This is a genomic window from Nocardia jinanensis, from assembly GCF_014645735.1.
Taxonomy (GTDB): domain Bacteria; phylum Actinomycetota; class Actinomycetes; order Mycobacteriales; family Mycobacteriaceae; genus Nocardia; species Nocardia jinanensis.
On the sequence record NZ_BMMH01000022.1, the window covers coordinates 56,116 to 80,664 of the forward strand.

Genomic DNA, 24,549 nt, shown 5'->3' on the forward strand with positions numbered 1-24,549 from the left:
GTCTATATTCAGTCAGGTGACTGACTCAGATCTTGGGGGGCGCCGGAACCACGGAAAGCGCGAGCGGCCGGCCGCCGCCGCAGCCACGGTTCTGCACGAACAAGGGGTCGAGAAGACCACGCTGGCGGATATCGCGCGGGCGGCCGAGGTTCCCGTGGGAAATGTGTACTACGACTTCAAGACCAAGAACGAGCTGGTCGAAGCCGCCATCGAGACCCGCACGCGGGGCCTGGCGGGGATGATCGACGCCCTCGACGCGCTACCCACCCCCGCCGAGCGACTGAAGGCGCTCATCGCCGGATGGGTCGAACAACGCGACACCGCGGTACGGTTCGGCTGCCCCACCGGAACGCTCGCATCCGAGCTGGACAAGCGGGCCGACGGCCTGGACGCGACGGTCGCCACCCTGATGCGCGCCCTCATCGACTGGGCCGAACGGCAATTCGCCGAACTGGGCCGCGACGATGCCCGCGAATCGGCGGTCGCGCTGATCGCCGCCTACCAGGGCGTCTCCGTACTGACCAATACACTTCGCGATCCGGAGCTGATGTCGACCGAAGGTCGTCGCCTGGAGCGTTGGATCGATTCGATGGACCGGCCACTGCGGAGATCGGGTGGTGCGTCCGCGTCTCACAGGGCGCGCCCGTAGCGGACCGACTTCGCGACCCCCCATCATGATGGGTCGACAAGCGAGGGCGAACGACCGGTGGCCGAGTCGTATTCGCGCGCCGGAAACGGCGACATGACTTCGCCGGATATCACCCGGACCCGACTTTTCGCACCCGGGTCGTATCGGCGCGGAGTTCGTCGCCGGCTCGGTTACATGGGCTCAGTTCGGCGAGTTCGGCACCGGTGAGATCGGTGAGTGTCGAGTATGGCTCGCCGGTGGCGAACGCGTGCCGCTCGCCCCACTGCCGCAACGCGACGATCGTGGTGAACAGGTCCTTGCCCGCGGCGGTCAGTTCGTAGACGTGCCGCTTTCCGCTGGGAGCTGTACTGGTCGTGAGGATTCCGTGGTCGACGAGGCGGCGGAGACGGTCGGTGAGGATATTGCGGGCGATCCCGAGCCGCTGCCGGAACTCCGTGAACGATGCCGCGCCGTCCATGGCGTCACGAATGATGAGCAGGCTCCACCGATCGCCGACGAGGTCGACCGTCCGGGCCACCGGGCAGGTGGGGTCGGTCCAGTCGGGGTCGGCGCCGAGTGTCGGCGACATCGGTCCACCCTTCTAGTTGGTTGCAATTCGAAACCATTCTGCCATACGCTCGAATGGTTTCATATTGCTACCAATTGGAGGTGGGTGTGGAAGTCGCGCGGTCACAGCGGCTCGTCCTGGCAATGGTGTGCGCGGTGGCAGTGGCCACGATCTACGCGCTCCAGCCCGTACTCGAAGACGCCGGTGCCGATCTGGGGGTGGCACCGGGATCACTCGGATGGCTTGTCGCGGCCGGTCAGATCGGCTACTTCGCGGGCCTGATCCTGCTGGCGCCGCTCGGCGACATACTGGATCGGCGGCGACTCATAGCCGTACACCTACTGCTCACCGCCGCGGGCGCCACGGTCGCGGCCATCGCTCCGAACGCGGTCGTAGCCGCCGTGGGGTTGGCGATCGCCGGTTTGTTCGCGGTCGTCGTGCAGGTCACCGTCGCCTACGTCGCGGCGATCTCCGCCCAGCACGATCGTGGCCGCAATATCGGCGCGGTCACCTCGGGGGTGGTGATCGGTATCCTCGGCGTCCGCGTCCTGGCCGGCGTTCTCGGTGACACGGTCGGCTGGCGCACCGTTTACATTCTGCTCGCGCTCGCCTGCATGGTACTCGCCGTGCCGGTCCGGCTGTGCCTCCGGCCCGACCCCAGAACATCCGGCAGGCGGTACGCACAGATCCTCGCGTCGATGGGGCGGTTGACACGGGACCGGCCGTTCCTCGGCCGGGGCGCCGTCACCTTCTTCGTCTTCGCCGCCTTCGGAACCCTCTGGAGCGGTCTGGCCTTACCGCTCGGCGCGCAACCCTGGGCTTTCGGGACCACCGAGATCGGGCTCTTCGGTCTGGCCGGGCTGGCCGGGGCCCTCGGAGCCACCCGGGCGGGGAGATGGGCCGATACCGGTCGCGCACAGTCGGTCAGCGGATGGTCGCTCGCCCTGCTGGCCGCGTCCTGGCTCCTGATCGCCCGGACGGATCCGACACTGTGGCCGATGGTCATCGGTATCGTCGCACTCGACTTCGCCGTCCAGGCAGTACATGTCAGCAGCCAGCATCTCCTGACCACCGCGCATCCGGACCGCGCCGGCAGCGTCATCGGCGCGTATATGGCGTTCTATTCCCTCGGCTCGGCCCTCGGAGCGATCACTACGACATGGGCGTACACGACATGGGGATGGTCGGCGTCCTGCCTTACCGGCGCACTGTATGCGTTCGCCGCCTTCGCCACATGGGCGCTCGTCCGATCCGGCACGGTCGCACACCGAGCCGGCCCGCTCGCCCGTAGGGAGTGTGAATCCGCCGGGTAGCCGACCGCTGAAACCCGGTCGAGCCGTAACCTGGCCGGCCCGTGTGGATCCCGCTCGGCTCACGTGGCGTCGAGATTCGGCGGTCGATCACGGCCCGCCGCGCAGATCAGCCGACCCGTAGAGCCCTGACGACCGCGACCGCCTGATCCAGCGAGTCGATCGGACAGCCCCGGTAGTCATAGCTGCCGCCGATTCGGGCCGCGACGGTCAGCTCGCCGGGCTCTGCTCATCCGAGCCGAGGATCAGCTGATTCACCCGGACCAGGACGTCGATCTGGGCCGGGTTGTAGAGATCCAGCAGGGCCTTGCCGACAGTTTCCGCCGCGCGCTTCGCGCCCACCGGTGAATCGTCGGCCGGAGCACTGATCTCGGGGTATTCGGCGATGATCACACCCACGTGCGGGGCCAGTCGTTCGGCCAGATCGATACGGGTGCGTTCGTCGGCATCGGCCGGTATCACGTCGAACTCCGACATGGCGGGTTCGTTGCGCTGGTCGTTCAGCAGGCCCCGCAGCGCACTCAGCCCGGAGGGACCGAGTACCCGGGTGAGGATAACGGTGAAATCGCGATCGGCGTCGGTCATCACGGCGGCGGCCCGACCCATATCGGGCGGCAGATCGGCATGTGTGCCCTGCCGCAGGATCAGGGCGAGTTCCACCCGGATGCGCTGCAACCGTTCGATGGTCCCGGCCAGTTCGGCGTCCAGAGTCTGCAGGGCATCGTGGGGAAAACGATCCGTCTCGCCCATCTCGGCGATCTGCGACAGCGGGATTCCGAGATCGGCGAGTCGTTTGATCCGCAGCACCCGCAGTAGATGCGCCACGCCGTACCGCTTGTAGCCGTTGGAGGCGCGTTCGGGCTCGGCCAGCAGACCTATGTCGTGGTAGTGGCGGACCGCCCGCACGCTCGTGCCGGCGAGTTCCGCGAGCTGGCGGGTACTCCACGTCATGACCGACTCCTCCGCTACGGTTCCGCCGCCGCGAACGCGGTCGGCGCGATACCAGCCTGAACCGTGCCGTAGCGGCACTGTCAAGCGCCTGCGCGCCAGCACGGGAGTTCCCGGCGGAAAACCACGCGGACGCTCCTCGGATGTGACCTGGATCATTCCGGATCGTCGTTGACCCTGCCGTCGCGGCCGGGTGTCTCCTGGCATCGGAGGCGGTCATCGCGTACGGCGGCCTCCGTACCTGCGCCGCGGTGCCCCCGCTACCGATCGCAGACCTCTGCCCCGACAGCCGGAAGGATCGATATGGCGAAGATCGATATGACACCGCCGAGATTCATCGCCGTAGAGGACTTCTTCGGCCCGCCCGCCCGCGCGGCCGCCTCCATTTCGCCCGACGGGACCCGGATCGCCTATCTGGCGCCGTGGCGCAACCGTCTGAACGTGTGGATCGAGAACATCGACGGAACCGGCCCGCCGCGCTGTGTCACCGCCGACGCGAATCGTACTGTGCGGGAGTACTACTGGACCGAGGATCCGCGCTGGCTGCTCTACGCACAGGACGGCGACGGCGACGAGAACTGGCATCTGTACCGGGTCGATCTCGACGACCCCGGCGCCACGGCCGTGGATCTCACACCGTTCCCCGGTTCCCGAGTGGTGCATTTCGAGTTACCCGCCGGGCGGGCCGGGCAGGCCCTGCTCACCCTGAACCTCAGGACCCTGGAGGAATTCGACCTGCACGAACTCGATATCGCCACCGGCGAACTCACGCTGCTGGCGCGGAACCCGGGTCATGTCACCAGCTGGCTGCGCGGCCGCGGCGACGAACTGTTCGCCACCACAATGACCTCGGCGGGCAACCTCGAGCTCGCACGCTGGGACAGCGCGACGAGCACCCCGCATCCGCTGCTGGTGTTCGACGGCAGGGACTATCCGATGGGTATCTACCCGGTGCAGATCACCCCGGACGGAACCAGTGTGTGGATAGGCTCCAACCGGGGCACCGACCGCACCCGACTGGTCCGGGTGGACCTGGCCTCGGGTGCGGAGATCGACGTCGACAGCCATCCCACCTTCGATCTCGACACCCGCCCGCAGGTGAACCCGGCGCTTCCGTCACCGCTCATCCTGGATCGGCGCACCGGGGAACTGATCGGCGCGCGGTACCTACGCGAACGACAGGTGATCCGTCCGCTGGATCCTCATTTCGCGGAGGTGCTGAAAAACCTCTCCGTATTGTCGGACGGCGATCTGGCGGCGGTGTCCTCCGACGAGAGCGGGCAACGATGGATCGCCGCCTTCACGCACGATCGCGACCCCGGCCGCACCTATTTCTACGATCACAGCACCGGCGTGAGCCGGCTGCTCTTCCGGCCTTTCCCACATCTGGAGCCCGCGACCCTGGCACCGATGACACCGGTGACGGTCACCTCCCGCGACGGCCTCGGACTGCCCTGTCACCTGACCCTGCCCGTGGGTGTCGAACCGCGAGGGTTGCCGATGGTCGTGGAGCTCCACGGCGGCCCGTGGTACCGGGACAGCTGGGGTTTCGACGCGGGTGTGCAGCTGCTCGCGAACCGGGGATACGCGGTGCTGCAAGTGAACTTCCGCGGATCCACCGGATACGGAAAAGCTTTCGTCGATGCCGCCGTCGGGGAATTCGCCGGCAGGATGCACGACGATGTGATCGATGCGGTCTCGTGGGCGGTCGGCGAGGGTTACGCCGATCCCGGCCGGGTCGCGATCTTCGGCGGCTCCTACGGGGGCTACGCCACTCTGGTCGGTATCACCCGCACACCCGATGTCTTCGCCGCCGCCATCGATTACGTGGGTGTCTCCGATCTCGAGAACTTCATGCGGACCATTCCGGAGTTCGGGAAACGCTTCCTGACCAACAACTTCCACCGATTCGTGGGCAACCCCGACATCCCGGAACAGGCAGCCGAGATCGCGATCCGGTCGCCGATCAACCGTATCGACCGGATCCGCACACCACTGCTGGTGATCCAGGGCGCCAACGACGTCCGGGTGGTGCGCGCCGAATCCGATAGCCTCGTCGAGGCGCTGCGCGGGCGCGGGGTCGATGTCGAGTACATGGTCAAGGCCGACGAAGGACACGGTTTCGTGAACCCGGACAACCTGATCGATATGTACCACGCGGTCGAGCGGTTCCTCGCCCGGCACCTCGGTTCGGCCGCGGCGAACTCGGGGACCTGACCGCGCCGGATCGGCGGCCGCCGGTGGTCAGGCGCGCGGTTCCGTGCTCGTGCACGCTTATTCGACCCATCCGCGGAGTACAGTGCGCACGTCGTCCTTCGGGATATCGGGCCAGGGTTCGGAGTTCCGGGACAGTACCGAGTCGTACCAGTCGACCCAGAATTCGAAGCGGTCCGGGTCGGCGGATACTTGGCGGGGCATGGTTTCGGAACAAAGGGTTATTCCTCGCCAGTCCTCCATCGTGCGGTACATGCTGAGGGTCGCACTGGTGTCGACTGTCGAGTTCGCCGGCGTTATCCGGTCGAGCCACATGTCGGTGGCCCGGGAGCGAGTCGCGTCATCGATTCCCGACCCCATGCGTTCGAGGAATAATCCTGCGTTGTAGAGCGGATCCCCGGGCCCGGCGACTTCCCAGTCGAAGATCCAGAGCTTCCCATGGTCATCGAGCCGGAGGTTGAACGGAAAGAGGTCGTTGTGGGCGAAGACAGCAGGCTCGCCCGAGCGGCTCGAATCGGGCCGGACATAGTCCGACAGTGGCCCGATTCCGAGTCGGTCCAGCCTGGACTGTCGCTCCGGTGGCAGGTTGCCGAAGTCGTCGTCGGCGTGCCGGATCATCTGCCGCTGCCACTCGGGGATATCGAGATTCATTCCCGCCGGTAAGGGTCTGGCGGACATCAACTGCACCTGATCCAGGAGATCGGGCAACCAATTCATCATCTCGGGATCATTGAAGCCCCGTGTTTCACCGGGCACGTACTGCAAGATCGTGAATTTCCGGCCGGTCGACGGGTCTGTCCCGGCATAGAGGATCCTGGGTGTCCGTACACCACACTCGCGTGCGTAGTCGTGGGCCGCGTTCTCCGGCATCCACTTCTTGAGCATGGTTGCCCCCTGTTGGTCCAGCCCACGCCTGACCACCGCCGGACCTGCACTCGTATCGACTTTGTTCACCCTGTTCTGGTTTCCCGCGGCATCCGCCTCCCGATCCCGGACCTGTTCATACAGTTCCCGGGCCTCTTTTCCGGAGATTTCGGATCGGTCGCGGCCGCCACGGAGCGGGTGCTCCTCGATGGAGGAATCCGAGGACCCGCCGTCGGTGGCCGGCCGTTCGCCGCCGGTGTCGCGGTCCGCGTGCCCGGCAGCACCGAGCCTGTCGAGTTCGGCTGCGGACTGTTCCCCACTACGCGTGGTCCGGTCGAGTCCATACCGGATTCCTTGCGGGACTTCGCGGTGCGCTCCGCTGACCCGCGGGCCGGCTTTTTCAGCCATCGCCGCAGCGAGGCGTCCGGCTGCCTCCAGCATTCTCGCGGCGATCTCGCCGCTGCCCGACCTATCCACCGATTCCTGTCGCTGCCGGACAGCGACATCGAGGAAGGAGAAGCCGAACTCCGCCGGCGCCGGCGGGACGCGCGAGGTGACATCGCTGGTGGAGCAGGGTTCGAGCCAACCGATGAGAGGTGATCAACTTCTCCTGGCTCCCGGGACGCTGTCGGCGCCCGCCACCACAGTTCCTTCAGCCGGAGAGAGCCGCGAATTTCGGCGACCATCGCGGCCACGCGTGCGGAACGAAAGTACTCTACTGCCACGAATCCGGAGCCGCTGAGCGAAGTTCCCAGAAGCGGTGACAGCAGCTACCGGCGGCGCAGCGCCGACGGGACCTGGTGAACAAGGCGGATCGTCGTGCCGAAGATCCGTGCGGAACCGCGTCGCTCCCGGCGGAAGAGCCTGGACCCGCTCTCGATCAGGCGCGCGAGCTGTCCGCCGTCGTCCCCGGGTTCACTTCGCGCCGATGCCCGGTACCGGGTCGGTGGCGCAGCTCTTCGGAATCCGGTGGCGAGCCGGTACGGCAGCGGTTCCGAGAATTTCGGCGGACAGCGATGAGTCCTCCGACGGTGCTCCGTCCTATCCGTTGAACGCGCTACCAACCCGGCGCGACCGACCAGAAGGACCAGAGATGACCACCGCCGACTCCACCGCCAACCTCTCCGACGCCGTCACCTACCGTCCCGGCAAGGTCCGCAACCGCGTCCTGTGGACCCTGCAGATCCTGCTCGGCCTGTTCTTCATCATCGCCTCGGGCGGGCCGAAGCTCGTGATGCCGAACGCCCTGGCGGACAACGCCCCCGAGAATCTGACCATCCCCTTCGGACTGCTCATCTTCATCGGAGTTGTCGAGGTCGCGGGCGGTATCTGCCTGATGGTGCCGCGGCTCAGCGCCCTGGCTGCCGCGGGTCTGTCCGTTCTCACCGTGCTCGCCGCCGCGACACAGGCTTTCATCGCCGACAAGCCCGCGATGGGGATCTTCCCACTGGTGCTCGCCGCGATCTTCGCCTGGATCGCCTACGAGCGCCGCGCCACTCTCACCGATCTGCGCACCTCGCTGTCGCGATGACAACTCCATGAGCACGACCGGCGATCGGTGGCCCACCCACCGATCGCCGGTTGTGCGTTCCCGGATCGATCGCCCGTCGGGTTGGCGGCGATCGGTCCAGCGGCCCTCCGGTCCGCGGCGCCCGGCCCGGGCGCCGCATCAGGTGGCCGTCGGCCGGGCGCCGCATCAGGTGGCCGTCGGCCGGGCGCCGCATCAGGTGGCCGTCGGCCGGGCGCCGCATCAGGTGGCCGTCGGCCGGGCGCCGCATCAGGTGGCCGTCGGCCGGTCGGCGCGGCCAGAGGCCGGCCCACGTGCGACCGGCCCGGACCGCCGGTAGCCGCTGATCTGCGCAGCTCGAGACGGCCCGCGTACGGGCGTAGCACGGGGGTGGACAGTCGATGCGTTCACTGGCACGATACGCACCGAAAACGTACAGACCATGCGGAGCTCGAGAACACCAGCGGTAGCCTCTGACGCCATGACCACGCACATGTTGCGAATTCGCTCCACTTCGCGTGTTCCAACCGGTGAAGGGAAGTGAACAAGCCGTGGCCACGGTGACCTTCGATCGCGCCACCCGGCAGTACCCGGGGGCCAAAACGCCCGCAGTCGATCAGCTGCAACTCGAGATCGCCGATGGTGAATTCCTGGTGCTGGTCGGTCCGTCGGGATGCGGGAAATCGACTTCGCTGCGGATGCTCGCCGGACTCGAGGAAGTATCCGGTGGCCGCATTCTGATCGGCGACCGCGATGTCACGCACTCCGATCCCAAGAATCGCGATATCGCGATGGTCTTCCAGAACTATGCGCTGTACCCGCATATGACGGTGGCCGAGAACATGGGTTTCGCGCTCAAACTGGCCAAGGTGGGCAAGGACGAGTCCCAGCGCCGGGTGCGCGAGGCGGCCCGCCTGCTCGATCTCGAACCGCTGCTGGACCGCCTGCCCAAGGCGCTCTCCGGTGGTCAGCGCCAGCGGGTGGCCATGGGCCGGGCCATCGTGCGCGACCCGCAGGTGTTCCTGATGGACGAACCACTGTCCAATCTCGACGCGAAACTGCGCGTACAGACACGCACCCAGATCGCGCAGCTGCAGCGCCGACTGGCGACGACGACGGTGTACGTCACCCACGACCAGGTCGAGGCCATGACCATGGGCGACCGGGTCGCGGTGATGCGCGACGGTCTGCTCCAGCAGTGCGCCGCCCCGCGCGACCTCTACCGCGATCCGGCGAATGTGTTCGTCGCCGGGTTCATGGGGTCGCCGGCGATGAACCTGTTCACGCTGCCGATCACCGACGGCGCGGTACGGATCGGTGGTTTCTCGCTGCCGGTGCCGCGGTCGGTGGCCGATGCCGGTGGCGCGACGGTGACCGTGGGTATCCGGCCCGAGCATCTGGAAGCCGGTGATTCGGGGATCGAGATCGAGGTGGACGTGGTGGAGGAGCTCGGCTCCGACGCCTTCATCTACGGCCGTCCCACCGAGGACACCCAGGGCGCGGATTCGATCGTGGCCCGCACCGATTGGCGCAACCCACCGGCGAAGGGCAGCCGGGTGCGCCTGGCCACAGACCCCGAGCACGTCTACTTCTTCGCCCCCGACGACGGCCGCCGCCTGAACTGAACCGCATACCACCCGGATTCCGGGTCGTACCCGGTCCGATGACGCGGACCGGGGCAGGAGGTCGTCGACGGGTATCGGCGTCGTCGCCTGTCGTCGCCGCTAAGGGCGGCCGGTTGCCGCCGCGTTCCCGGCCGATCGCCGCCGCCGGGTCGCGCGCCACTGCTCGTTGAGCCGGACCCCGAGATCGTCCACGCCGATCTCACGGCCGGATTCGCTGCGCACCTGAACCCGGACCGGATCCCCGGTGGCCGCTTCGACCAGGTCGAGGGGTGGTGGGCCGGGTTGCAGGTGGGCATTGCCCCACTGCATCAGCGCGAGCACCACGGGTAGCAGATCGCGCCCTTTCGAGGTGAGCACGTATTCGTGGCGGGTACGTTTCCCCTCTTCCCGATACGGCTGTCTGGCGAACAATCCGGCTCGGGTGAGCTTGCGCAACTGCCCGGCGACGGCGGCGTCGGTGATACCCACCCGGGACGCGAAGCCGTCGAACCGGGTCGTCCCGTAGTACGCCTCCCGCAGGATCAGGATCGCCGAGCGGGTGCCGACCACCTCGAGCGCCATCGCGATCGAGCAGTGGTCGGGTTTCCACGAGTCGAGATCGGCCAAGGGGCCTTCCATCACCGCTGCCATTCGCCCATCATATCGAGCCTGACTTGCCTTTACTAATGCCAGCGCTTACTCTGGCTTTAGATAACTTTAGCCAGGACTCCGGTCCCGGTGACGGAAGGAATCACTATGCGAGACGCGGTCATCGTCGATGCGGTACGAACCCCGATCGGGCGCGGCAAGGCCACCGGCGCACTCCACGGCATCCATCCGGTGGACCTCATGGCGCACAGCCTCAGCGCCCTGGTGACCCGCACCGGCATCGACCCGGCACTGATCGACGATGTGATCGGCGGAGTCGTCGGCCAGGTCGGCGAACAAGGCGTCAATATGACCCGGCGGGCGGCGCTGGCGGCCGGGTTCCCCGAATCGGTCCCGGCGACCACGGTCGACCGCCAATGCGGCAGCAGCCAGCAGGCCGTCCATTTCGCCGCGCAGGGCGTGATCGCCGGTGCCTACGACATGGTGGTGGCCACAGGCGTCGAATCCATGAGCCGGGTACCGATGGGCGCGAGCGCCCGGGGGGCCGACGATATCTCGGGTGCGGGTTTCACCCAGCGGTATCCCGAAGGGCTGGTACCACAGGGCATCAGCGCCGAACTCATCGCGGCGAAATGGGGGCTCTCCCGAGCGCAGCTGGACGAGTTCGCGCTCGCCAGTCACGAAAAAGCGGCCCGGGCCACCAAGAACGGGCAGTTCACCACAGAGCTCGCGCCACTCGCGGGTCTCGACACCGACGAGGGCATCCGCACCGGGTCGACCCTCGATACCCTGTCCGGGCTGAAACCCGCCTACTACGACCCCGCCATGGCGCAACGTTTCCCGCAGATCGGCTGGAACATCACCGCGGCCACCGCGAGCCAGATCAGCGACGGCAGCGCGGCCGTACTCATCACCACCAGCGAACGGGCTCGTGAACTGGGCCTGCGGCCCCTGGCCCGGCTGCACAGTTTCGCGGTGGCCGGCGACGATCCCCTGCTCATGCTCACCGCGGTCATCCCGGCCACCCGCAAGGTGCTGGACCGGGCCGGACTGACCCTCGCCGATATCGACCTGGTCGAGATCAACGAGGCGTTCGCGTCGGTGGTCACGGCCTGGGAGCACGACACCGGAGCCGACCCGGAGAAGGTGAACGTCAACGGTGGCGCGATCGCCCTCGGTCATCCGCTCGGCGCGTCCGGGGCCCGGCTCATGACCACCCTCGTCCACGCCATGCAGGATCGCGGCGCCCGCTACGGACTGCAGACCATGTGCGAGGCGGGCGGACTCGCCAACGCGACCATCCTCGAACGTCTCTGACCGCCGGGCCGGGCCGCGCTCTATCGCCGTCTCCGTACGCTCGACGGCCCGCAGAGCGGAGTCCGCCGACCGCACCGCCGCGCGCGCGCCCGGCCACCGCGATCGCCGGTACAACCTGTCCTAGTGTGATTCGGGTGAGCGAACTGCCCCGGATCGACGAGGTCCACGTCTACGCGATCCCCCTGCGGTCGAGATTCCGCGGGATCACCGTCCGCGAAGGGGTGCTGGTGCGCGGCCCCCGCGGCTGGGGCGAATTCTGTCCGTTCGCCGAATACGAGGACCGCGAGGCCGCGCACTGGCTGGACACCACCATCGAACAGGTGACCATCGGCTGGCCGGAACCGGTACGAGAACGGATTCCGGTCAACTGCACCGTCCCGGCGGTCCCACCCGACCGGGCGCATTCGCTCGTCGCCGGATCGGGTTGCCGCACCGCCAAGGTGAAGATCGCCGATCACCCCGCCTCGTTGCCCGAGGATCTCGCCCGCGTGGAAGCCGTGCGGTCGGCACTCGGCCCCGGCGGCGCGATCCGGGTCGACGCCAACGCGGTCTGGGATGTGGATACCGCCGTCCGTCACATCCGTGAAATAAACCGAGCCGCAGGCGGACTGGAGTACGTCGAACAACCCTGCCGCACGATCGAGGAACTCGCCGCCGTCCGTCGCCGGGTCGATGTCCCGATCGCCGCCGACGAATCCATTCGCCGCGCCGAGGACCCCCTGCGGGTGGCGGTGGCCGGCGCCGCGGATATCGCGGTCCTCAAATGCACCCCACTCGGCGGTGTCCGGCGGGCCCTGGCGGTCGCCGCGGCCGCCGGCCTGCCCTGCGTGATCTCCTCGGCGCTGGAGACCAGCATCGGGCTGGCCGCGCAACTCGCGCTGGCCGGCGCACTCCCCGAGCTCGACCACGCCTGCGGACTCGGCACCGTGAATCTGTTCGAGGGCGATATCGTCGCCGAGTCCCTGCGCCCGGTCGACGGTTATCTCCCGGTTCCGCGCACCGCCCCCGCCGCCGACCCCGATCTACTGGAGAAGTACCGCCACCCGGACCCGGAGCGCACCGAGTGGTGGATCGCACGAATGCGGCGCTTGCTGGAGCTGCGGCGCACGCAGAGTTGAGCGCCGCCGCCATCCGCGCTGACGAACGTGGCGGGGTACGGGACCTCGAAGACGCCGGGCGAACACCGAGGACCGGTAGCCGGTGCACCGCATCGGAATGGCGAACAGCCACCACGTGCAGCGATGACGCGTTCGACGAGGCATAGGACAACCGGCGCGATTCCTCTCGCCGTCCTCATCGCAATGTATTTGTTGGTTAAACCAACGTTTGCTATTGTTGGACCTACCAACAATAGGAGAAGTCGTATGGACGGATTCGTTCGATATGCCGGCTCGGCCGCAATCGCCCTCGCACTCACCGTGACCGGGTGCACGTCCTCCCCATCCGCCACCGACCCCCGCGCCGCCACCCAGGAGACCACCGTGAACCCGGCTGCCATCACGCCCTTCGACATCGATATTCCGCAGTCCGACCTCGACGACCTGAACGACCGCCTGGCCCGCACCCGCTGGCCCAACGAGATCGCCGACGCCGGAACGGACTACGGCTTCCCACTCGCACGACTCCGGGAACTGGCCGAGCACTGGCGCACCGACTACAACTGGCGCGAACACGAAGCCGAACTCAACGAACTCCCCCACTACACCACCGAAATCGACGGCCAGAACATCCACTTCGTGCACGTTCGCTCACCGAAACCCGACGCGCTCCCGCTGATCCTCACCCACGGCTGGCCCGGATCGTTCCTGGAGTTCCTCGACGTGATCGAACCCCTGGCCCGCGACTTCCACCTCGTGATCCCGTCCATCCCCGGTTTCGGCTTCTCCGGACCCACCCACGAACGCGGCTGGGACACCACTCGCGTCGCCGGCGCCTGGGCCGAACTCATGCGCCGCCTCGGCTACGAGCGCTACGGCGCACAAGGCGGCGACTTCGGCTCGGGTATCTCCACCGCGCTGGGCGCGGTCGCACCCGAACACGTCGTGGGAGTGCACGTCAACTACCTGCCCACCCGACCGGACCCCGACGCCGGCCTCGAACTGACCGCGACCGATCAGGCACGACTGGACAAGATCAAGCAGCTGATGGCGAATCGTCCGCCGTACCAAGCCCTGCAGGCGACCACCCCGCAGACCATCGGCTACGCGCTGACCGATTCACCGGTCGGCCAGCTCGCCTGGATAGCCGAACGTTTCGCCCAGTGGACCGATCCGCGCACCCCGGTCGACGACGACCGGATACTCACCGACGTCTCGCTGTACTGGCTGACCGCCACCGCGGCCTCCTCGGCCCGGCTGAGCCGCGAGGCGCCACGAGGGACCGAGCCGTGCCCCGTACCGCTCGGTGTGGCGGTGTTCGCCCACGACATCACCCAATCGGTGCGGCCACTGGCCGAACGGCTCTACGATATCCGGCACTGGTCGGAATTCGACCGCGGCGGTCATTTCGCCGCGATGGAGGTACCGGAACTGCTCGCCGAGGACATCCGGACCTTCTTCCTCGCCCGACTCGATACCGACCCGGTGGGCGCCCGCTGAGGAACCGACTCACTCCACTCGCACCCCGCAGTCGTGAAAAGTCATGCGCAGCAGCAACCCCGCCTCCGGTCCGATCACACCCTCCGCCAACTCCAGATAGCGACCACAGAATCCGGGTCCGTGCGCCGCCACCGCCCCCGGCCTCGGTTCGAGGTGGTGGGCCAGTTCGTGCAGCACCACCAGTTCCCGCAGCGCCCACGCCGTCCGCCCGCGACCCGAGCGTTCCGCGTCGACCGGTACCGCCAGTACCGAGCCTTCGGATTCGTAATGGGCGGCAACGGTTCCGGCGCGAGCCCGCACCCGGAGCGGCACTCCGGCCCGTGCCCAGGTGGCCGCGACCCAGCTCAGTGCCAGCACTCGGTCGCAGTACCGCTGCACCGAATCCACCGAGGCGAACTTCCGTTCCACGGGAAGGGTCAACCGGGACCCGTGCACTTCTACGGTTCGCTGCCCGAATTCCGCTGCCCGATCGAATATCGAGCGCACCAGTTGTTCGGCGTCGTACACCTTGGCGCGCTGGTTGTCTCGCACGGCCAGCTACTCGGAGAGTTGCCCGCGCGCGCCGTCCAGCTCTCGCGCGGGCCCCAGCCTGGCCGCCTGCCCGGCCCGGTCCCCCGCTCGCCGGGCGGCCGGTGCGTAGCCGGTGGAGGTGTGCGGTCCGCGCCAGGTGCCGCGGGCCTCGGAGGTGCGGGTGTAGAAGTCGGTCAGTTCGATGTCCTTGCCACGTAGCGCGAGCGCCGTACCCGCGGCGCGCTCCGGGGATACGGGTTCGGCGGCGTCGGCGTCCCGGGTGGTCGCGGCTCGCTCGACCTCCTTCTTGGCCTCGGCGAGCCGGATGCCGACCCGTTCGGCGAATGCGAGCTGGAAGTTCAGCCGGGCCGTCACTCCGGCCACCGGAACCCGCACCACCCGGCGTACCCGGCGCCCGGACCGGCGTTCGACGACCACTTTCTCCATGGTCGCCGACCGGTAGTCCCCGGATTTGATGTATCGGTCCGATGCCCGCACCATCTGCACCAGCAGGCTGGAGTAGAGCGCTTCACAGACCGCGATATCGGCGGCGAACCCGTAGGCATAGACCTGGGTGGAGGTGCGGGCGACATCGCAGCGCACATCGTTGGCGCCGGCGATGGCCACGAACAACTGCACGTAGGTGCGCAGACCCTTGCGCCCGGGCTCACCGATCGGGATCGCCCGCTGGATCAGCGCGGTGGGCCGTTCCCGGTCCCGGGTGTGCACCCGTGCGACGGCCAGATCGATCGAGGACCGGGTCGCCAGCCGCTGCGCCGCGGCGAGGAAGGCCTCGGCCTCGTGCTCGTTATCGGTGGATTCGGCTTTGCGCAGCAGTCCGCCGATCCTGGTGAGCAGACGATCGGATACTGCGTTCGCGGAAGACATCGGGCACCAGCGTAGTGGTCGTGCCGGCCCCGATCCGGGCGCGGGCACCCGCGCCGACCCTGCCCACCAGTCGTTATGTCCGGTGCCACATCGACCGGCGGACCTCGCGGCCCGTCGCGGGCGAGCTCGGGCGGCCGGGCTTCCGCTCACTTCGATCCAGGAGTATCCGACACCGACGGTGCACACCATGTATGTTGCCTTGTGCTGCCGCTCACGTGTCGACCCTGGAGTTCCGCGATGGCTTTCAAGAAGGTGCCGTCCCTACGTGCCGCGCTCGTCCTATGGCCGATCGCGCTGCTGACCGTGACCTTTGCCACCGCATGCAACACCAGCGACACCGATGAACAGCTCGGCATGAACCAGGACGGACGCGGACCGATCACCTACGTCGAGGGTAAGGACACCACCGAGACCGGCGCGGTCGAACAGGTGATCGACCGCTGGAACGCCACCCACCCCGACGAGCAGGTCACCTACAAGGAACAGTCCAACGACGCGTCGGCCCAGTACGACGACCTCGTCGAGCACATGCGCGCGAAGTCGACGGACTACGACGTGGTGGCCCTCGATGTGCCGTGGACCGCGGAGTTCGCCGCCAAGGGCTGGATCCAGCCCCTGGAGGACCAGTTCGCCATCGACACGTCTCCGCTGCTCTCGCCGCCGGTGGCCAGCGCCACCTACAACGGCACCCTCTACGCCGCGCCCCGCAACACCAACGGTGGCCTGCTGTTCTACCGCAAAGACCTGGTGCCCAACGCTCCCCGCACCTGGGCCGAGATGCGCGCGAACTGCCCGCTGGCCCGGGACAACCAGATCGGCTGCTACGCGGGCCAGTTCGCACCCTACGAGGGCCTGACGGTGAACACCGCGGAGGTGATCAACGCGTTCGGCGGTACCTTCGTCGGCACCGACGGCCGCACCCCGACGGTGAACAGCCCGGAGTCGCGGGCCGGGCTCGAGCAGCTGGTCGACTCCTTCCGGGTCGGTGATATCCCCCGCGAAGCCATCACCTTCCAGGAACCGACGAGCGGTGCCGCGTTCACCCAGGGCAAACTCATGTTCCTGCGCAGCTGGCCCTCCACCTACGGTGACGCCTCCTCGGAGGCCTCGGCGGTCAAGGACAAGTTCGGGGTCGCGCCGCTGCCCGGCGACACCGGCATCGGCGCCTCCACGCTCGGCGGCTACAACGCCGCGATCAGCGCGTACTCCGAGAACAAGGCCACGGCACTGGATTTCCTGAAGTTCCTGATCGGCGAGGAAGCCCAGCACATCATCGCCTCCGGCGCACTGCCGTCGGTGCGGGCCTCGATCTACGACGATCCGGCGCTCATCGCCAAGATGCCGTACCTGCCGGCCTTGAAGGATTCCATCGCCAGCGCGGTGCCCCGACCGGTCACACCGTTCTATCCGGCGGTGTCCAAAGCCATTCAGGACAACGCATATGCTGCCCTGACCGGAACCAAGTCCGTGAACGACGCGATCATCGGCATGCAGAAGGGCATCGAGACGGCCGGATCGTAGAGGTTCAACCGGACCCGGCGAGCCCGTAGGAGAGAGTAACGGTGTCGGATCCTTCCGGAACGGACGCGCAGGCGTCGGTCCGTACAGAAAAGCCCGCGAACGCAAGCAGTGACCGTGGGACGGCCAGCAGGCTTCGCGACGAAGTCCGCCTATCGGGCCGGGCGTGGCTGTTCGTCGCGCCGGTACTGATAGCGCTCACCGTGGTGATCGGTTACCCGGTGCTACGGGCACTGTGGATGTCGTTCACCTACGACGACCAACTCGACGAGACAACCGGCCGGTTCGTCGACAGCGGCCAAGGCACCTTCTACAACTACCTGCACTGGCTCGTCGGCCAATGCCAGGTGATCACCGGGGGCGTCACCGAATGCCCCACCGGCAATCTGGGCTCCGAGTTCTGGGGGGCCGTCGGCGTCACCCTGTTCTTCGCGGTCGTGACGGTGTCGATCGAGGTGGCGATCGGGCTGGGGATGGCGATCGTCATGGGCAAAACCTTCAAGGGCCGGGCCCTGCTGCGTGCGGCGGTGCTGATCCCGTGGGCCATCCCGACCGCAGTGACGGCCCGGCTCTGGGAGTTCATGTTCCAGTACGACGGTGTGGTGAACACCGTGTTCGGCACCGAGATTCTGTGGACCTCCGACGCCTGGCCGGCCCGATTCGCGGTGATCGCCGCCGATGTGTGGAAAACCGCGCCGTTCGTGGCGCTGCTGCTGCTGGCCGGTCTGCAGATCATCCCCGACGACGTGTACGAGGCGGCACGGGTGGACGGTGCCTCGGCCTGGCAGCGGTTCACTCAGATCACCATGCCGCTGCTCAAACCGGCGCTGCTGGTCGCGGTGCTGTTCCGCACCATGGACGCGCTGCGCATGTACGACCTGCCCGCCATCATGACCGACAATCTGCCGGCCACCCGGACCCTGTCGGTGCTGGTGGTCGAACAGACACGGCAGGGACCCAACAGCGCGGCGGCACTGTCGACGATCACCTTCCTGTTGATCTTCGCGGCGGCCTTCGTACTGGTGAAGATATTGGGTGCGAACGCGGTGCGGACGCAGGAAGAACAGCGGAAGGCGTGATGGCCGCGGTGACAACGCAGCAAACCGGTACCGCCCGTCCCGCGCCGTCGTGGCGGCGCAGGCTCGGGTCGGCCCGGATCTATGTGGGTGCCCTGATCGTGCTCCTGTGGGGGCTGGGCCCGTTCTATTGGATGGCGGTGACCGCGTTCCGCGACCCCGCCTACACCTTCGACCCCGCGCCGTGGCCCACCCATGTCACCCTCGACAACTTCCGGGACGCCTTCGACACCAGCCGGGGTAACGATTTCGGCAAGGCACTGCTCAACAGCGTGATCATCGGCGCGGCCAGTACCGCGATCGCGCTGATCATCGGGATCATGGCGGCCTACGCGCTGGCCCGGCTCACTTTCAAGGGCCGTTACCTCGTATCCGGGCTGATCCTGAGCGCGTCGATGTTCCCGGTGGTCGTCCTGGTGACCCCGCTGTTCCAGCTGTTCACCGATATCGGCTGGATCGGCAAGTACCAGGCACTGATCCTGCCGAACATCTCCTTCGTGCTCCCGCTGACCGTCTACATCCTGGCCTCGTTCTTCACCGAACTGCCGTGGGAACTCGAGGAGGCGGCCCGTATCGACGGCGCCACCAAGGTGCAGGCGTTCCGGCTGGTGATGCTGCCGCTGGCCGCGCCGGCGGTGTTCACCACCGCGATCCTGGCATTCATCGCCTCGGTCAACGAATATCTGCTCGCCCGGGTGCTCTCCGGGAGCGAAACGGAACCTGTGACAGTGGCGATCGCCCGGTTCTCCGGGAACAATCCGCTGGTGGAACCCTATGGGGCGATCATGGCGGCGGGCACGCTGGTGACCGTGCCGCTGGTGGTCCTGGTACTCATCTTCCAGCGGCGGATCATCTCCGGACTCACCGCGGGAGGCGTCAAAAGCTGATCACTGGGTATCCTGGGATCCGGCGGTGGTGCGCCTGAGTTTTTTCGATGCTCCGAGAGGAGATGATCGTGAGCTCGTCCCGTTCCCGACGTGGCCGCAACACTCCCCAGCCACCTCAGTATCCCTCCATAGCCGGTTGGAACCAGCTCGACGATTCCGGGCCACACCCCCGCCCGCCCCGGCCACCCACCTATATCCGACCGCACCGGACACGCGGCCGGCGCATCCGGCATCTTCTGCTCTGGCTGTTCACCATTCTGGTCGCCATACCCGCGCTGCTGGTCGCGCTGGTCTACTGGAGTGCCGAGATCCCGGCCGCCGGGACCGTACCCATCAACCAGACGGCGACCATCACCGCCTCCGACGGCACGACCGTGCTGGCGAAGGTCGTACCGCCCGAGGGCAACCGCACCCCGGTACCGCTGTCGGATGTACCCCGACACGTCCGTGAGGCGGTGCTGTCCGCGGAGGACCGCAACTTCTACAGCAATCCCGGTTTCTCCGCCTCGGGTCTGCTGCGCGCCGTCCGCGACAACGTCCTGGGCCGGGCGAACGCCGGTGGCGGCTCCACCATCACCCAGCAGTACGTGAAGAACGCGTTCCTCGGCTCCGAGCGCACGGTCAGCCGCAAGGCCCACGAGCTGATCATCTCCTCGAAGATGTCGAAGGAATGGAGCAAGGACGATATTCTCAGCGCCTACCTGAACACCATCTACTTCGGTCGCGGTGCCTACGGCGTCGCCGCCGCCGCGCAGGCCTATTTCGGTAAACCGGTCCCGGAGCTGACCGTCGCCGAGGGCGCCGTCCTCGCCGCCCTCATCCGCTCCCCGTCCGGGCTGGATCCGCAGGCCCGGCTCCCCCAGCTGCTGCAACGCTGGAACTATGTGCTCAACGGCATGGTCGAGATGAACGCACTCGCCCCGGGCGAACGCGACGCTGTCGTCTTCCCCCCGACGATCCCGCCACCCACCCCGGAGGACGCCAACTCCACCCGCGGCCCGGAAGGCCATATCAAAGCCCAGGTGCTGCGTGAACTGTCCGACGCGGGGATCTCCGATCGGGAATTGAGCACCGGCGCGCTGCAGATCACCACCACCATCGACGCGAAAGCCCAGCAGGCGGCCACCGCCGCCGCGGCCGGCGCGCTCGACGGACAGCCGCCGGAACTGCGTACCGCGGTGACCTCCATAGACCCGCGGTCCGGGGCGGTGCGCGCCTACTACGGCGGCGCCGACGGTATCGGCTTCGATTTCGCCCGGGCCCCGGTTCAGACGGGGTCGGCGTTCAAAACCTTCGCGGTGCTCGCGGCACTGCAGCAGGGCATCCCGCTGTCCCGCGCCTTCGACAGCGCGCCCGTGGATGTCAACGGAGTGCTGGTGCGAAATGTCGAGAACGAATCCTGCGGCGCCTGTAGCCTCGGCGAGGCCTACAAGCGCTCGCTCAACACCAGCTTCTACCGGCTCACCCTCGCCATGAACAACGGCCCCCAGGCGATCGCCGACGCTGCCCATCAGGCCGGTATCCCCCAGGACATCCCCGGCGTCCCGGGCCGGTCGCTCACCGAACTGGGCGCCCCGCCCATGCCCTCCATCGTGCTCGGCACCTACCTGGTGCGACCTATCGACATGGCATCGGCGTACGCCACCATCGCCGACGAGGGCCGCTATCACCAGCCGTACTTCGTGCAGCGCGTGGTCCGCGGCGACGGCCGCGTCCTGTTGGACCGTGGCGGCGACCCCGAACAGCGGACCGGCGCGCAACCGCCGCCCGCCGAACAGCGGATACCGCAGACCATCGCCGCGCAGACCGCCGCCGCCATGCTGCCCATCGCCTCGTACTCCAACGGCCACTCACTCAACGGGCGCCCCTCCTCCGCCAAGACCGGCACCACCCAGCTCGGTGACACCGGGCAGAACAAGGACGCCTGGATGGTCGGTTTCACTCCGTCGCTGTCCACCGCGGTCTGGGTGGGTACCGAACTGAACCTCCCGATCCAGACCGCGGGCGGCGGCCGCATCTACGGGTCCGGGCTGCCGTCGGATATCTGGAAACAGACCATGGACGGCGCCTTGGCCGACACTCCCGTCGAACAGATCGGCGCACCGGCCCCGAACCCCGCGCCGGTCGCCCCCGCCGCACCGCAGCAGCCCTCACACAATCCCTACGACATCCTCAACCCGCCGCCCCCGCAACAACAGGAGCCGCAGCAGCAGCAACCGTCTCAGCAGCCCTTCATCGTGATCCCGCCCGCCTCGGAACCGTATGTGCCCGAGCCCGAATACGAGCCGGAACCCCAGGCGCCCGCACCTCCCCCGGCGGAAGGACCCGCGCCCGCTCCGGCGCCGCCCCCGCCGGCGGCACCCCGAGTCGTCGAAATCCTGCCCGGCGTGACGATACCCGTACCGTGATCTACGGATTCCGGTCGTGATCCCACCGAAGGAACGGCCGGCATGGCAGCATCGTTGGCCAGAGTGAGATGTCGCCCATCCGACCGACCGGCACGGGCCGACGCCCGTACCGGGACGGGCGTGCGGAAGGATATGCGCTGGAGCGACGACGTATGACGAGACATAGGGGCTACGCCGGTGGAATTCAATGTCGTTGACCGCCCGGAAACGCTGGTGGCGGGAATGGTGCTACGCAGCCCGGCACTCGCCGTGGAAGGACCGCGCCGCACCAGAGTCGAAGAAGTGTGGAAACGCACCCTCAGCCGCGCCTTACCCGGCCACCCCGCCAGCGCGTTCGTCGATCACGCCCCGGAGATCAATTCCTACCTCACCCACATAATCGGTTACCGCTGTCACAGCCTCGACGACCTGCTACCCGGCGATGTCCTCGCCCGCATTCCCGCCGGCCGGTACGCGCGGTTCACCCTCAGCGGCGACGACCTCGGCGAAACGATCGTGACCCTGTGGCGTGCCATCTGGGATGCCGAGGCCGCCGGGCGGTTGGTCCGCTCCTACACCGGCGACTACGAACGTTATCCGGACGAACACACGGTGGAAGTGTTCGTCGCACTGGCAGAAGACGATTCGGCGGGTAGGTAGGAACAGCTGTGGACTTCGAAATTGTGGAACTGGACGAAAGCCTGGTAGCCGGGCTCACCATCCCGCTGGCCGGTCGCGAAGTGACCGCCCGCGACCTCGACCTGGTGAACTTCACCTGGGACCGCTACCTCTGCCGCGAGAAGAATGTGCCCCGGGTCGCCGCCTACATCGGGCAGGAAGACCACGCGGTAGCCGTACTCGGCTACGAGATCAAAGGTATGGGCGACCTGGATCCGGGCGATGTACTCACCCGCGTCCCGACCGGCCGCTACGCGAAATTCGTGGTCACCGAGAAACCGTACGACCTGCTCCGCACGGCGTGGGCGAGGGTCCGGGAAGCGGAGAAGGCGGGCACGATAACCCGCTCCCACACCGCCGAACTGGAACGCTACATCGGCCCGACCTCGGTAGAGGTCTACGTCTCGCTCGACTGACCCGACCCTGGTCGGCCATCCCCGCAGGTCCACATCCCGACTTCACGAACAAGACGCGGCCGCCGCGAACGTTCGATCGTTCGCGGCGGCCGCGTCCAGCGGTTCGACCGTCTACGCGTCGATGATGAAAGCCTCGAGCTGCGTGCGGGCGATATCGTCGGGCAGCTGCTTCGGCGGGGACTTCATCAGGTACGCCGACGCCGGGATCACCGGGCCGCCGATACCGCGGTCCTTGGCGATCTTCGCCGCACGGACCGCGTCGATGATGATGCCCGCCGAGTTCGGGGAGTCCCAGACCTCGAGCTTGTACTCCAGGTTCAGCGGCACATCACCGAAAGCACGGCCTTCGAGCCGGACGTAGGCCCATTTGCGGTCGTCGAGCCAGCCCACGTGATCGGAGGGGCCGATGTGCACATCGCCCGCGCCCATTTCCTTCTTCAGGTTGCTGGTGACCGCCTGGGTCTTGGAGATCTTCTTCGACTCCAGCCGCTCGCGCTCGAGCATGTTCTTGAAGTCCATGTTGCCGCCGACATTCAGCTGCATGGTGCGGTCGAGCTGAACGCCGCGGTCCTCGAACAGCTTCGCCATCACGCGGTGGGTGATGGTGGCGCCGACCTGGCTCTTGATGTCGTCACCGACGATCGGGACGCCCGCGGCGCGGAACTTCTCGGCCCATTCGGGATCGGAGGCGATGAACACCGGCAGCGCGTTGACGAACGCCACACCGGCGTCGATCGCGCACTGGGCGTAGAACTTGTCGGCTTCCTCGGACCCGACCGGCAGGTAGGACACGAGGACGTCGGCCTCGGTGTCCTTCAGCGCCTTGACGACATCCACCGGGTCGGATTCGGCGAGATCGATGGTTTCGGCGTAGTACTTGCCGATGCCGTCGAGGGTGGGGCCGCGCTGGACGGTCACGCCGAGCGGCGCTACGTCGGAGATCTTGATGGTGTTGTTCTCGCTGGCGAAGATCGCCTCGGACAGGTCGAAGCCGACCTTCTTGGCGTCCACGTCGAAGGCGGCCACGAACTGCACATCGCGAACGTGGTACTCGCCGAATCGCACATGCATCAGTCCGGGCACCGTCGTGGAATCGTCGGCATCCCGGTAGTACTGGACGCCCTGGACGAGCGAAGAGGCGCAGTTGCCCACACCCACGATGGCGACGCGAACACTGGACTTGTTGGTGTCTCCACTACTCATGGCCGGTATTTCCCTCTTTCTGTGGTGCCGCCTGCGTCGATTGCTCCGCCGCAATCAACTCGTTGAGCCAGCGCACTTCGCGCTCGCTTGATTCGAGTCCGAGTTGATGGAGTTGACGGGTGTAGCGATCCAGCGAGCCACTCGCCTTCTTGATCGCCTCCCGCAGCCCCTCTCGGCGCTCCTCGACCTGACGCCGCCTGCCCTCCAGGATCCGCACCCGCGCTTCCGCGGGGGTGCGGCTGAAGAAGGCGAGGTGGACGCCGAAGCCGTCATCGGTGTAGTTCTGCGGTCCGGTGTCGGCCAGGAGGTCGTTGAAACGCTCCCGGCCCGCCGGGGTCAGCTGATACACCCGCCGGGCGCGGCGGGTCGTCGACAGTCCCTCGGGTACTTCCTCCGCGATCAGCCCATCCGCCCGCATACGTTTCAAGGTCGGATACAGCGATCCGTAGGAAAAAGCCCGAAACGCCCCGAGCAGGCCGGTGAGCCGTTTCTTCAGCTCGTAGCCGTGCATGGGCGATTCCAGGAGCAGCCCGAGGATTGCCAGTTCGAGCAACGGGCTTCACCCCCTGACTTCCGTACAGATCTAACCAATGGATGCAGTTACTCACTATATCGGACCGATATAACCACGCATAGTTCAGCGCGATACATCACAAAATCACGCAGAGCGCATACCCCCCGGCCGAAGCCCCTTGGCCGATGGTCCACATGCCGACCAGCCGTCGAATGCCGACGCAACCACATGCGTCGAGTCTTACGAGACACCACAAAGACATCCCAGGAGCTTGGATGTCAAGCGGTTGACCTTTCGGCGGGGCCC

General features: G+C 67.2%; 22 protein-coding genes. 14 read left to right on the forward strand and 8 right to left on the reverse strand.

Going from position 1 to position 24,549, the window contains the following annotated elements:
- The first annotated feature begins 16 nt into the window (after nt 1-16).
- Nucleotides 17-649 (forward strand): TetR/AcrR family transcriptional regulator, encoded by a 633-nt coding sequence (locus IEY68_RS30450; RefSeq protein ID WP_063000040.1) that lies wholly within the window; start codon nt 17-19, stop codon nt 647-649.
- Between the two features lie 109 nt (nt 650-758).
- Here the strand turns inward: IEY68_RS30450 and IEY68_RS30455 are convergent, their stop codons facing one another.
- Nucleotides 759-1,217 carry a winged helix-turn-helix transcriptional regulator gene (locus tag IEY68_RS30455; protein WP_063000042.1) on the reverse strand — a complete coding sequence of 153 codons (459 nt, stop codon included), beginning with the start codon at nt 1,215-1,217 and terminating at the stop codon, nt 759-761.
- A gap of 80 nt (nt 1,218-1,297) precedes the next feature.
- Between IEY68_RS30455 and IEY68_RS30460 the strand changes: the two genes are divergently transcribed.
- Nucleotides 1,298-2,509: an MFS transporter gene (locus IEY68_RS30460; RefSeq protein WP_229719133.1), complete on the forward strand. Its 1,212-nt coding sequence runs from the start codon at nt 1,298-1,300 to the stop codon at nt 2,507-2,509.
- Nucleotides 2,510-2,716: 207 nt separating this feature from the next.
- Here IEY68_RS30460 and IEY68_RS30465 read toward each other — a convergent pair whose 3' ends face one another.
- Nucleotides 2,717-3,457, reverse strand: a complete 741-nt coding sequence (locus IEY68_RS30465) for a MerR family transcriptional regulator (protein WP_063000046.1) — start codon at nt 3,455-3,457, stop codon at nt 2,717-2,719.
- Nucleotides 3,458-3,772: 315 nt separating this feature from the next.
- Here IEY68_RS30465 and IEY68_RS30470 point away from each other — a divergent pair, with 315 nt between their 5' ends.
- Nucleotides 3,773-5,671: a S9 family peptidase gene (locus IEY68_RS30470; protein WP_063000061.1), complete on the forward strand. Its 1,899-nt coding sequence runs from the start codon at nt 3,773-3,775 to the stop codon at nt 5,669-5,671.
- Nucleotides 5,672-5,728: 57 nt separating this feature from the next.
- Here the strand turns inward: IEY68_RS30470 and IEY68_RS30475 are convergent, their stop codons facing one another.
- Nucleotides 5,729-6,940, reverse strand: coding sequence for an aminoglycoside phosphotransferase family protein (locus IEY68_RS30475; RefSeq protein ID WP_189094570.1), 1,212 nt, complete (start codon nt 6,938-6,940; stop codon nt 5,729-5,731).
- A gap of 685 nt (nt 6,941-7,625) precedes the next feature.
- Here IEY68_RS30475 and IEY68_RS30480 point away from each other — a divergent pair.
- Nucleotides 7,626-8,063 carry a DoxX family protein gene (locus IEY68_RS30480; protein WP_063000050.1) on the forward strand — a complete coding sequence of 146 codons (438 nt, stop codon included), beginning with the start codon at nt 7,626-7,628 and terminating at the stop codon, nt 8,061-8,063.
- Nucleotides 8,064-8,590: 527 nt separating this feature from the next.
- Nucleotides 8,591-9,664 (forward strand): ABC transporter ATP-binding protein, encoded by a 1,074-nt coding sequence (locus IEY68_RS30485; protein WP_063000063.1) that lies wholly within the window; start codon nt 8,591-8,593, stop codon nt 9,662-9,664.
- A gap of 99 nt (nt 9,665-9,763) precedes the next feature.
- On the opposite strand, the gene IEY68_RS30490 is transcribed toward IEY68_RS30485, so the two are convergent.
- Nucleotides 9,764-10,294, reverse strand: a complete 531-nt coding sequence (locus IEY68_RS30490; RefSeq protein ID WP_063000065.1) for a winged helix-turn-helix transcriptional regulator — start codon at nt 10,292-10,294, stop codon at nt 9,764-9,766.
- Between the two features lie 105 nt (nt 10,295-10,399).
- Here IEY68_RS30490 and IEY68_RS30495 point away from each other — a divergent pair, with 105 nt between their 5' ends.
- From IEY68_RS30495 to IEY68_RS30505, 3 genes are all read left to right on the forward strand, one after another.
- Nucleotides 10,400-11,569: a thiolase family protein gene (locus tag IEY68_RS30495; protein ID WP_063000067.1), complete on the forward strand. Its 1,170-nt coding sequence runs from the start codon at nt 10,400-10,402 to the stop codon at nt 11,567-11,569.
- 134 nt (nt 11,570-11,703) lie between these two features.
- Complete coding sequence (locus tag IEY68_RS30500) at nt 11,704-12,687, forward strand: o-succinylbenzoate synthase (RefSeq protein ID WP_373293033.1); 984 nt, start codon at nt 11,704-11,706, stop codon at nt 12,685-12,687.
- Nucleotides 12,688-12,933: 246 nt separating this feature from the next.
- Nucleotides 12,934-14,166: an epoxide hydrolase family protein gene (locus tag IEY68_RS30505; protein WP_189094571.1), complete on the forward strand. Its 1,233-nt coding sequence runs from the start codon at nt 12,934-12,936 to the stop codon at nt 14,164-14,166.
- A gap of 9 nt (nt 14,167-14,175) precedes the next feature.
- Here the strand turns inward: IEY68_RS30505 and IEY68_RS30510 are convergent, their stop codons facing one another.
- Nucleotides 14,176-14,703, reverse strand: a complete 528-nt coding sequence (locus IEY68_RS30510) for a TIGR04338 family metallohydrolase (RefSeq protein ID WP_063000069.1) — start codon at nt 14,701-14,703, stop codon at nt 14,176-14,178.
- Nucleotides 14,704-15,564 (reverse strand): DUF2786 domain-containing protein, encoded by an 861-nt coding sequence (locus IEY68_RS30515; protein ID WP_063000071.1) that lies wholly within the window; start codon nt 15,562-15,564, stop codon nt 14,704-14,706.
- 237 nt (nt 15,565-15,801) lie between these two features.
- On the opposite strand from IEY68_RS30515, the gene IEY68_RS30520 reads away from it, so the two are divergent.
- The 6 genes from IEY68_RS30520 (at nt 15,802) to IEY68_RS30545 (ending at nt 22,526) form a co-directional block, all read left to right on the forward strand.
- Nucleotides 15,802-17,085, forward strand: a complete 1,284-nt coding sequence (locus IEY68_RS30520) for an ABC transporter substrate-binding protein (protein WP_063000073.1) — start codon at nt 15,802-15,804, stop codon at nt 17,083-17,085.
- A 41-nt stretch (nt 17,086-17,126) separates the two neighbouring features.
- Entirely contained in the window at nt 17,127-18,161 is a 1,035-nt protein-coding gene (locus IEY68_RS30525; protein ID WP_189094572.1) for a carbohydrate ABC transporter permease, read from the forward strand.
- A complete protein-coding gene (locus tag IEY68_RS30530) occupies nt 18,161-19,045 on the forward strand; it encodes a carbohydrate ABC transporter permease (protein WP_189094573.1) in 885 nt (294 codons plus the stop codon). Before IEY68_RS30525 ends, IEY68_RS30530 begins: the two co-directional genes overlap by 1 nt.
- A 62-nt stretch (nt 19,046-19,107) precedes the next feature.
- Nucleotides 19,108-21,453, forward strand: a complete 2,346-nt coding sequence (locus tag IEY68_RS30535; protein ID WP_063000075.1) for a transglycosylase domain-containing protein — start codon at nt 19,108-19,110, stop codon at nt 21,451-21,453.
- Between the two features lie 177 nt (nt 21,454-21,630).
- Nucleotides 21,631-22,092, forward strand: coding sequence for a GyrI-like domain-containing protein (locus IEY68_RS30540; RefSeq protein ID WP_063000076.1), 462 nt, complete (start codon nt 21,631-21,633; stop codon nt 22,090-22,092).
- Between the two features lie 8 nt (nt 22,093-22,100).
- Entirely contained in the window at nt 22,101-22,526 is a 426-nt protein-coding gene (locus IEY68_RS30545) for a GyrI-like domain-containing protein (RefSeq protein WP_063000077.1), read from the forward strand.
- Nucleotides 22,527-22,637: 111 nt separating this feature from the next.
- Here IEY68_RS30545 and IEY68_RS30550 read toward each other — a convergent pair whose 3' ends face one another.
- Nucleotides 22,638-23,729, reverse strand: a complete 1,092-nt coding sequence (locus IEY68_RS30550; RefSeq protein ID WP_063000078.1) for an inositol-3-phosphate synthase — start codon at nt 23,727-23,729, stop codon at nt 22,638-22,640.
- Nucleotides 23,722-24,282, reverse strand: a complete 561-nt coding sequence (locus IEY68_RS30555) for a PadR family transcriptional regulator (RefSeq protein WP_063000079.1) — start codon at nt 24,280-24,282, stop codon at nt 23,722-23,724. Before IEY68_RS30555 ends, IEY68_RS30550 begins: the two co-directional genes overlap by 8 nt.
- Nucleotides 24,283-24,549: the final 267 nt, after the last annotated feature.